The 8,921-nt window shown below is 57.1% G+C and carries 6 protein-coding genes; 5 read left to right on the top strand and 1 reads right to left on the bottom strand.

Features of this window, described 5'->3' with window-relative positions:
- Positions 1–222 precede the first annotated feature (222 nt).
- Entirely contained in the window at positions 223–1,341 is a 1,119-nt protein-coding gene (locus tag K0B87_08500) for a GNAT family N-acetyltransferase (protein ID MBW6514778.1), read from the bottom strand.
- A gap of 207 nt (positions 1,342–1,548) precedes the next feature.
- Between K0B87_08500 and K0B87_08495 the strand changes: the two genes are divergently transcribed.
- The 5 genes from K0B87_08495 (at position 1,549) to K0B87_08475 (ending at position 8,528) form a co-directional block, all read left to right on the top strand.
- On the top strand, positions 1,549–1,707 hold the full coding sequence (locus tag K0B87_08495; GenBank protein MBW6514777.1) for a hypothetical protein: 159 nt from the start codon (positions 1,549–1,551) through the stop codon (positions 1,705–1,707).
- Between the two features lie 99 nt (positions 1,708–1,806).
- Positions 1,807–2,190: an adenosylmethionine decarboxylase gene (gene speD, locus K0B87_08490; GenBank protein MBW6514776.1), complete on the top strand. Its 384-nt coding sequence runs from the start codon at positions 1,807–1,809 to the stop codon at positions 2,188–2,190.
- A gap of 3 nt (positions 2,191–2,193) precedes the next feature.
- Complete coding sequence (speE, locus tag K0B87_08485; GenBank protein MBW6514775.1) at positions 2,194–3,054, top strand: polyamine aminopropyltransferase; 861 nt, start codon at positions 2,194–2,196, stop codon at positions 3,052–3,054.
- A 133-nt stretch (positions 3,055–3,187) separates the two neighbouring features.
- A complete protein-coding gene (locus K0B87_08480; protein MBW6514774.1) occupies positions 3,188–4,927 on the top strand; it encodes an aminotransferase class V-fold PLP-dependent enzyme in 1,740 nt (579 codons plus the stop codon).
- Between the two features lie 454 nt (positions 4,928–5,381).
- Positions 5,382–8,528, top strand: a complete 3,147-nt coding sequence (locus K0B87_08475; GenBank protein ID MBW6514773.1) for a chitobiase/beta-hexosaminidase C-terminal domain-containing protein — start codon at positions 5,382–5,384, stop codon at positions 8,526–8,528.
- Positions 8,529–8,921 lie beyond the last annotated feature (393 nt).

Raw genomic sequence — 8,921 nt, 5'->3', positions numbered from 1 at the left:
AATACAATTGCTGATGCTATTTTAGACAGAATCGTTCACTCTTCTCACAGAGTTGAACTCAGCGGTCCATCCATGAGAGGTTCCTGGGCGCGGAGCAGGCCCGCCAATCCGAGCAAAACGCAAAGCAGCAGAAATCTGTTCATAATCTCTCCCTATTGTTCATATTTTCAGCGGCCGGCCTTGATCCAGAGGCTGTCTGGCCGCGTGGAGTTCTTGCCGGGCTTAGGCTATCGGCTTTTCGTAGATCCTATATGTCTTGTAGGCGCGGGAGCCGAGCATTTCGGCCACCCGGATCATCATGGTGTTGGTTTCCAGCACCCAGGAGAATTCGCTGTGGAAGAGATTTTTGGGGATGGCATTGCGGTAGGAGATGTAGTGGAAGATGGTGTCGATGCCGCGGTTCTGGTATTCCTTGATCACGCCCATGGTGATGGCGCGGGTGGTGGTGATCTTCCGTTTGGCGAGCAGCGCTTTGATTATGGTGAGGGGATTGACGCGGCCGTTCATGACCTTGAGGACCTCGTTATAGTTCGGCAGCGCCATGCTGAAGCCGACCGGGCGTCCGTCAAGCTCGGCGAAGAGGATCAGGTCCGGGTCCGCCAGGGGCAGCAGCGAATCCACCAGATGCTGAAACTCTTTTTCCGTGAGGGGTACGGCGCCCCAGTTGTATTGCCAGGCCTCGGTGTAGATGCGGAAGATCGTCTCCAGGTCCTTGCGGCACTGTTTCTTGTTCCGGCTCAGGGTGTGAATCGTGACCCCGGTGCGCTTCAGCAATAGCTCATACATCCGCTCCAGGCGTTCGGGGATGGTGGAACGGTCGCTGTAGAAGGCATAGAGGTCCATGGCCTTGGCCAGCCCGGAGTTTTCGCAGAGGGCCTGGTAATAGGGCAAAGCGTGCGTCATCATCAGCATCGGCGGGGTGTCGAAGCCGTCGATGAGCAGGCCCACCTCGTCGTTGATCGTGAAGTTGAGGGGCCCCCGGATGGCTGTCTTTCCCTTGGCCTTGTTCCAATCCCAGGCCGCCCGGAACAGCGCGTCCGCCGCCTCCTGGTCGTCTATGCATTCAAAGAAGCCGAAGAAGCCGATGTTGTCCTGGTGCTCCTTATTGTGCTGGGTGTTGGTGTGGGCCGTGATCCTGCCGATGGTTTTCCCATCCCTCTGGGCCAGGAACAGCCGGGCTTCGGAGTGTTCAAAAAAGGGATTGTGCGCGGGGGAAAAGAATTTCTTCTGGTCGGAGATGAGGGGCGGCACCCAATTCGGATCATTCTTATAGAGGGCAAAGGGCAACATGATAAAATTGGAAAGGTCTTTCTTGCTGCTGACAGCCTTGATCGTGATCATCAGTTCTCCTTTGAGGCCGGGCGCTGTACCGCGGAACTTCCGCTTGCGCATTGCGGGTCATTCTATTTGACTGCTGCCAAAGATGTCAAGAATAATCTGTGCCGTTCCTCATTTTCAGCCCTTTGGGGAGGAAGACCGAATTTTGGTATTGACAGGATTTGCCCCTTTGCGTATTGTGGTTTTTCAAATATGCTAAAAGGAGTCGCCGTGAAAGAAGATCGTTTCCTGCGTGTTCACAGCCATTGTGAAGCCCTCTACGCGGGCTTGTATCCCGGTCACTGGACCGACGACGAGGAGGTATTGCTACAACTTTCCGCTTTTAGCGCAACATTGAGTCCTCTGTCCAAGGCGGATTCGGCCAGCTAAAAACGGCCCTGCCGTCTTCCCGCCCCAAAGGGACCCTATCCGCGATCAGGCGATCCGAATATCCCCCCATAAAATATCAGACAGCAGAGGTAACTTATAATGCAAGCTCTTGGCAGACAAATACTCGTGGAATTCTACGATTGCGATAAAGACATCCTGACCAACGAACAGGAGATCCGCAGCGCCCTCATCGACGCCTGCGTGCTCGGCAAGGCGACCGTCGTTTCCGACACTTTCCATTCCTTTTCGCCCCACGGGGTCAGCGGCGTGGTCGTCATCGCCGAATCCCACGTCGCGGTCCACACCTGGCCGGAATACGCCTATGCCGCGGTGGACATCTTCACCTGCGGCGAGACCATCTCCCCCTGGGACCTGTTCAACCACCTGAAAAAGCGCTTCAAAAGCGAGCACATCAGCCACATGGAACTGCGCCGCGGCCTCTTCGACACGGAGGGCGAACCGCTCAAACACAAGCCTGATTGAACCATGGGCCACTGGCATACGGATTACCACAGCCCCCACCGCGGCCTCTGCTTCGAGGTCAGCGAGGTCTTGCGCAGCGAAGCGAGCCCCTATCAGCAGATCGAGATCGTGCAAACCCCCTCCTTCGGCAAGGTGATGCTGCTGGACGGGGTGCTGATGCTCACCGAGCGCGACGAATTTGTCTATCATGAAATGCTGGCCCATCCCGCCCTGTTCACCCATCCGGACCCGCGCAGCGTCCTGATCATTGGCGGAGGTGATTGCGGCACGATCAAGCGCGTTTTGGAGCACAAAAGCGTGCGCCGGGTGGTCCAGGTCGAGCTTGATGAGCTGGTGACCCGCGTCGCGGCTGAATATTTTCCCTTCCCCGCCCTTGCCAGAAACGATACCCGGGCCGAACTGGTCTTTGCCGACGGCATCGCCTGGGTGCGGGAAACAACAGAGCAATTCGACGTCATCCTGATCGACTCCACCGATCCCGTCGGACCCGCTGAAGGCCTGTTCCGCCGGCCTTTTTTCGCGGATTGCCACCGCGCCCTGGCGGCAGGCGGGATCCTCTGCCTCCAATCCGAAAGCCCCTGGATCGAAAGCCTGCGCAAGGTGATCCGGGAAATGCACCACGATCTGGCCAGCCTCTTCCCCATCGTGAAGGCCTATGGCGCGGCGATCCAGACCTATCAGGCCGGCCTCTGGCTCTTCCAACTGGCCTCCAAGCTCCACGACCCCCTGGCTCCGGAGATCGCCGCCCGGATCGATACCGCGGGGCTGGACACCCGCTATTACCACAAGGACCTGCATTACGGCGCGTTTATCCTGCCCAAATTCGTCAACGAGGTCCTTTCCGGAAGCCGCGTCGATCCCTGAAGCAGCGCATTCCTCAGCAGCCGGCCCTCCTCTGAGGGATGCCGGGACAAGGGGTTTTGTCTTTGGCGAAAAAAACCTACGGTTGCATCAATATTTTCTTGCCCAAATTCAGCCCCTGCCAAAAGTGGGCCCCATGGAAAAAAAGAACGCGTCTGAACTGATCCGCGGCCTTGATTGGCTGCGCGAAGACATCATTGGCAGGAACATCCTGATCCCCACCCCCTATGGCCAGCGGCCTTTGGTATACGCGGATTTCACCGCCAGCGGCCGGAGCCTCCGGTCCATCGAGCGGGTCATCCAAAACATCCTCCAATACTATGCCAACACCCACACTGAGGATGATTTCACCGGCAAAACGATGACCACCCTGCTCCACGACGCGGAAAAGATCATCAAGCGCTGCGTGAACGCCGGCCCCAAGGGCAAGATCATCTTCTGCGGTTCCGGATCGACCGGCGGGGTCAACAAACTCCTCCAGATCCTGGGCGTCTATTGGCCCCCCGCCACCCGGGAACGGATCGCCGAGGTCCTCAAAAGCTGCCTGCTGCGCAATCCCGGAGGCGTCGACTGCAACCAGGCCCTGCACGATTACATGGAAGAGCACAAGCCGATCGTCTTTGTGGGCCCCTACGAGCACCACTCCAACGAGATCATGTGGCGCCAGACCCTCTGCGACATTGTGGAAATACCCCTGAACGCCGCTCAGGAACTTGACTTGGAGAAGCTGGAGGAGACCGTTTCCGATCCCCGCTGGGAGGGCAGATTGAAGATCGGCTCCTTTTCCGCCGCCTCGAACGTGACCGGCCTCAAAACCCCCGTCCATGACGTGGCCCGCATCCTCCACCGGCACGGGGCCCTGGCCTGTTTTGACTTCGCCGCCTGCGCCCCCTACGTATCCATCGACATGAACCGCGATCCCGAATCCTGGTTCGACGCCATTTTCCTTTCCCCGCATAAGTTTTTAGGCGGCCCCGGCACCTCCGGGATCCTGGTCTTCAACGCGGACATCTATCCCCAAAACCTGCCTCCAACAGTGTCTGCCGGAGGAACGGTGGATTTCGTCTCCCCCCTGAAAGAGGAATACGTCCGCGATATCGAAAGCCGCGAGAAACCTGGCACTCCGGGCATCATGCAGGCCTTGCGGACGGCCCTGGCCTTCCAGCTCAAGGAAAAGGTGGGCCACCAGGTCATCGACATCCTGGAAAAGCATCTCTACGAAAGGTTCAAGGCCGCCTTCGCCGGAGACGATCGGATCGTTTTCTACGGGCCCCAGGAAGCGGAGAAGAAAGTGCCGATCGTGCCTTTCAACATCATCCACCGCGACAAATACCTCCATCCCAAATTCGTCACCCGCCTGATCAACGACCTCTTCGGCATCCAGACCCGGGCCGGCTGCTCCTGCGCCGGGCCCTACGGCCATTTCCTGATGAACATTCCTCTCCAGGCCTCGGATTATTACCGCTGCCTGATCACCAATGCCGGCTACCACGGGATAAAACCCGGCTGGGTGCGCCTCAACCTGCATTACTGCATGACCGAGGCCGAGGTGGATTACCTCATCGCCGCGGTCAAATTTGTCCTCGCCCACGGCCATAAGTTCCTCACCCAGTATGAATTCAACATCCGCACGGCAGAATGGAAACACGTCGGCTATGCCATGCCCAAACCCATTGAACTGGACATCGAGGCCGGTTTCGGGCCGGATCTCATCTGCCAGCAGCCGGTTTCCGATCCCGAAGCCGCCTTTGCCGCGGCTTTGAGCGAGGCGGAACGCGCGGCGGCGGAGCTGCCGGAGGAATTTGAGCTGCTGACCTTCGAACCCGAACTCGAAGCCCTGATGTCCTTTTACTTGCACCGGATGGCGCCCCTTTGATCGTAGACAGATCGTTGTCCTGAGCCGGACGCTTTCAAGTTGATTCTGAGATAAACAAAGCCCGGAAGGTGATTCCGGGCTTCCCATTACTTTCCGGAATACCGTTTCTCCTGGCTCAGTTTTGCAGCCTCTGCAGAAAATCATCCACCCAGCGGATCTCGCCTTCCGTCAGAAAGATCCAGCGCCGGGCAATGCTGACGTGCTGGACGGGGCAGTCCATTCACAGCATGAATTCTTCCAGGGCACGGTTTTGCTCGCTGACTTCGGTGACTGATTCCACCAGGTCCATTCTTTCCACCTGACCAGGGTTTTGTAGATCGTGGACATCGAAATCTCCGTCCAAAAACGCATGTCGCGGGGCACCCGTATTTTTACCGCGCAAAAAAAAGCTTGACGCCTTTGCATGAAACAAATTATTGTAGAGTTGATGTTCAATGTGGCAAAGGAGGAACAAATGAAGTTTCTAAACTTGGCCCTGCTGCTTGGGCTGATGGCCCCGGCCCTGTTCGCCAGGCCCCTGGAACCCGGCAGGCAGCCCGGGATGACAGGCTTGCCGCAGGGAAAACCACCATCCGAAGTGAGGGAACCGCCCCAGTATACGTTCAGCAAATTACCCACCTCTCTCATCACCAACTATTACGACTACATGATCGGGAGCTACCACAGTTTGCCTCTGAGGGTGATACCCAATTCTGCTGGCGGCGGCTATTTCATGACCTATCATGGAAGGCGCCAGGCCACTTCCTATCGCCGCGCGTTTTACGCGTATCTCGACCCCATCGGAAATATAGTTAACAACAGCGAGATCATGACTGGGTATAACCTTGAGGGATACCCAACCCTGGCGGTGGATCCGATATCCGGGAAGCCGCTGTATGCCTGGCAAGCCAACACCGACGGTGATGCCGAGCTCGAAGTGAGGTTCTGCTCCGATGCGTTCATCGCTTCCATCGCCGGCCTGTTCAATGATCCAGTGACCGTCGTCAATAATCCCACCACGATAACCTCACCTGACGGGACCACCACAACCAGCAACGAGTTCATCTGGCCCTCGGCTGTCATCGGCCCTTCCCCCATCGCTGGCAAGCGCAGGATCTATGTCCTGAGCAAAAACGCGGTGTCTTCAACCTTTGGCCCATCGGAAAATCCGTATATCGCCTACGCGGATTTCAATGGCGATGACATCGAGATGGGAATGCCTCTGGTCTGGAATCACACCTCCATTCCGGAAATGAACCAATGGAATGTCGATCTTGAATGGCGGAGCCCCTTCGCCGCCCTGGCCGCTGACGGCGCCGGAAACCTTTATTACGCGGGATATCACACTGCCTTCGCTGCAAACGGCAGCGTCGAGATCAGCGAGCCGGACATGGATGTCTTCAAATGCGGCAATTTCGGCCAGGGAACCTGGGCCAGGGTCAGCTCTTTCAGTAATTTACCCACCTGGAATCCGCCCGAAAGCCCCAGCTCCACGTTGGGGTATTTCAAAAATCCCGGCGGGATACCCTACACCGACGATCAGATCTACTGGTCCATCTACAACTCCACCCACAGCAACGCTGTAACAGACAACTACGGCAAGATCCATTTCCCGGCAATTTGGGCGCTCAGGGCCAGCGACGGCACCCATTTTTCCGAACTCCAGTTCGTGAAGGAATTCGTGTTCGACCCACTTGCCAACATCTTTGAAGTGCGTGAGATCCATCCCCGCAAGGAACCCGCCGACGATTTCAATGACTGGTTCACACCCTGGGATATGCAAGCGCCCTGGGGCGAGGTCGACCAGTACAATTACGATCCCGCGGAAACTCCGCCCTATTGGCCGGCCATGGCCACCGGCTGGCCTTATCCGCATTGGGATGAAAGCGGCCACAACGGCGACCTGCTCTCCCTCTACAGCAACCTCAAGATCTCCGAAGCCAACACCCAGGACATGATGGTCTGCGTCTGGCAGAATTCCCGGCGCGCCCGCTTGTTCAATCACTTTGGCGATGCCGATTACAGCGCCTACGCGAACACTCCGGAGATCTGCATCTCTGTCTCGTCGGATAACGGCAGCACCTGGAGCGAACCCATCATCCTGAACAACGTGGAAACGCCGCAATTTGCCGGCCTCAAGCCGATGTGGGTCTATCCGGCGGACAAGGTCATATATACCGGCATGCAGGGCAATCAAAAGGTGGGCAAGATCGGCGTCATGTTCTACAACGACTTCACTTGGGGTGCCAATGCCATCGATCCACCCTACCATCCGACCCCAAACGGCGGCCAGGTCATGTTCATGGAACTGGAGATAGTGTTTCCGGTGGGCGGCGTTGTCCAGGTTGCCTCACCCTCCTTGGCTCCACCCCCCGGGACGTACATAGGCCCGCAAAACGTGGTCATTTCCTGCGCCACTCCGAACGCCCAGATCAGGTATACGCTGGACGGCAGCGATCCCTCCGAGACGTCCGCACTTTACGGCGCGCCCATCCATATCGCTACCACCACCACTCTCAGGGCCAGGGCCTATTATCCAAGCTTTATTCCCAGCAACATCAGCGGCGGTGAATACATCATAACCTATCAGGTGGAGATCCCGGTTTTTGATCCTCCCGGCGGGATCCATACCGAACCGGTCGCGGTTTCCATTTCCTGTCCCACCCCCGAAGCGGTGATCAGGTTTACCTTGGACGGATCGGAACCCGATGCATCCTCAGAGATCTACACCACCAGCCTGTTCATTGTGGAAACGACCACGATCAAGGCCAAAGCTTACTACCCGGGCTGGGTGCCAAGCCAAACCGCGACAGCCGTGTATACGATCACCGGAACCGTGGCGGCTCCAGGCTTCAGCCCTCCCGCCGGCTCCTATGACGCAGCCCAGCTGGTCACGCTGGCCTGTTCCACCCCGCAAGCGCAGATCAGATATACGCTCGACGGCTCGGATCCAGATGCCACATCACAGCTTTACAGCGACCCCATCAGCGTTGAAACCACCCTTTCGATCAAAGCCCGGGCCTTTCGGACGGATTGGGCGCCCAGCCCCATCGCGGAGGCATATTACAACATCGCCGGAATGGTTGCCACACCCTTGTTCGATCCCCCCGGGGGATATTTCTATCCCACTCTGGACGTCTCCATCAGCTCAGCCACACCGGGGGCGGAGATCCGCTTCACGCTGGACGAGACCGATCCGGATCAGACCTCCGCTCTCTACACAGCCCCGATCCATCTTGAGCAAACAACCACTATCAAAGCCCGGGCCTATAGCGACGGCTTGACGCCGAGCCCGATCGCGGTCGCCGTGTACACTTGGGGCGTATCCAATCCAGACGAGCCTGTGCCCGTTGTAACCGGCATCCGGGGGATCCATCCCAATCCCTTCACGACAGTGGCCACCATATCCCTCGCTTTGGAAAGCCCGGCCCGGAACTACCGGCTCAGGATCTACAACCTGAAAGGTGAATGCCTGTTCAGCCAGGAAGGTTCCGCCAAAGGCCTGTTCGAAGTGGCCTGGAACGGCACGGACCCCAACAACAGAAGGGTTTCTGCCGGATTGTACCTGGTGACCTTTCAGGCCGGAAAGCACCACAGCACCGCCAAGATGGTTATGTTCTAAGCATAGCGGCACCTGCCCTGACGCTTTGAGACAAGCTCTTATCAAGCTTGTATCATGCTTATACGGGATTAGAGTGTTCTTAGCTTGATAACAGCATGAGACCACTTTTGTTCGTGTAATTCGTGTAATTCGTGGACCCCTCTGCCCCACGATGTAGCTAGAGGATTCCGATCCTCCGCGTCCGGCGATTAACAACGGAAGAAGGGCTTGCAGAGCTTTGGAAAGCTCTGGCTACAGGGTCCCGCCATTTTCCCCTTTTATTCGTGTAATACAGCTTCCACAATGAAACATCATATATAAGAGCAAGTGCATAATTTCATCAGCACTTCTGAGTTAAGGGTGTCGAAGTATTCAACGACTGCCTTTTCAAGTTGTTTCAAAGAGTCATACAGT

This window comes from Candidatus Syntrophosphaera sp., assembly GCA_019429425.1.
In the GTDB taxonomy this organism is placed as follows: Bacteria; Cloacimonadota; Cloacimonadia; order Cloacimonadales; family Cloacimonadaceae; genus Syntrophosphaera.
This window is presented reverse-complemented; position numbering and strand designations above follow the sequence as displayed.

Coding starts and splice junctions, on each gene's coding strand:
- K0B87_08475 (MBW6514773.1), top strand. CDS start 5,382: ATGAAGTTTCTAAACTTGGCCCTGCTGCTTGGGCTGATGGCCCCGGCC.
- K0B87_08480 (MBW6514774.1), top strand. CDS start 3,188: ATGGAAAAAAAGAACGCGTCTGAACTGATCCGCGGCCTTGATTGGCTG.
- speE (MBW6514775.1), top strand. CDS start 2,194: ATGGGCCACTGGCATACGGATTACCACAGCCCCCACCGCGGCCTCTGC.
- K0B87_08500 (MBW6514778.1), bottom strand. CDS start 1,341: ATGATCACGATCAAGGCTGTCAGCAGCAAGAAAGACCTTTCCAATTTT.
- speD (MBW6514776.1), top strand. CDS start 1,807: ATGCAAGCTCTTGGCAGACAAATACTCGTGGAATTCTACGATTGCGAT.